The organism is Acetobacter suratthaniensis (assembly GCF_017377745.1).
Lineage (GTDB): Bacteria > Pseudomonadota > Alphaproteobacteria > Acetobacterales > Acetobacteraceae > Acetobacter > Acetobacter suratthaniensis.
Map to the genome: position 1 here is coordinate 1 of NZ_JAFVMG010000057.1, position 706 is coordinate 706.

Annotated in this window: 1 protein-coding gene; it reads right to left on the reverse strand. The window is 58.5% G+C overall.

Annotated elements, in window-relative coordinates; all coding sequences use genetic code 11:
* Nucleotides 1–125 precede the first annotated feature (125 nt).
* Nucleotides 126–530: a DUF6876 family protein gene (locus J2D75_RS14280; protein WP_243428782.1), complete on the reverse strand. Its 405-nt coding sequence runs from the start codon at nucleotides 528–530 to the stop codon at nucleotides 126–128.
* Between the last annotated feature and the right edge of the window lie 176 nt (nucleotides 531–706).

Genomic DNA, 706 nt, shown 5'->3' on the forward strand with positions numbered 1-706 from the left:
GTTGTGTTTTGCTGTTTTTCTTTTTTGGGTGGCGCTCTGCGCGCACATCCCCAGCTAAGGGCCGAAGGCGCCCGTGCGTGGCTGTGTCCATTTTGGCGCACGCACGACCCCGGCCTCACCCGTTCTCAGTATTCGGATGTGAGCATGACGACTTTGCCGAGACTGCTATCGGCCACGACGTAAAGCCTCTGTTCCGCTAGCGGGAAATCCGTATAGCCCACACCCTGGCGGTACAGGATGTTGGCCTCGCGTTCGCCGTTTCCATCCGTGCACACAACCTCGGCGCAGTGTTTGGTAAGATCCACCCTAAGCGTCCAGAACTCGAACTCGGCACGCCGGACAGCCGGAACCAGACGCGCACTCGCCACGATGTCCAGCAGCCATGCCGCGCCATTTTTAGCCAGATACGCTGCCCCGTCGGTCAGGATCAGGCCCATCGTGTAGCGATGATACCGGGTCGTGCCGATAAACTGTGCCAGAGCTTCGCCCGTGATTTTCTCAGGCTGAGTGTGTTCAAGTGTCGCAGACATGTCTCTATCCTTTATGGTTTTTTGACACTCTGCTGCCTGCCGGGACGGCGGCTGTGCGCTCAAACGCGGCGCGTAGCGCCGGGAGCGAAGCCCCACCGTTTGAACGCACAGTCCCGTTCTGGCGGGTACGTTTGCTCTTTGTGTTCTATTTTTTGAGCGAGCGTTCTTCTGCAGAT

Bases quoted from the DNA above. Each gene is read 5' to 3' on its own strand.
- J2D75_RS14280 (WP_243428782.1), bottom strand. From the start codon at position 530: ATGTCTGCGACACTTGAACACACTCAGCCTGAGAAAATCACGGGCGAA.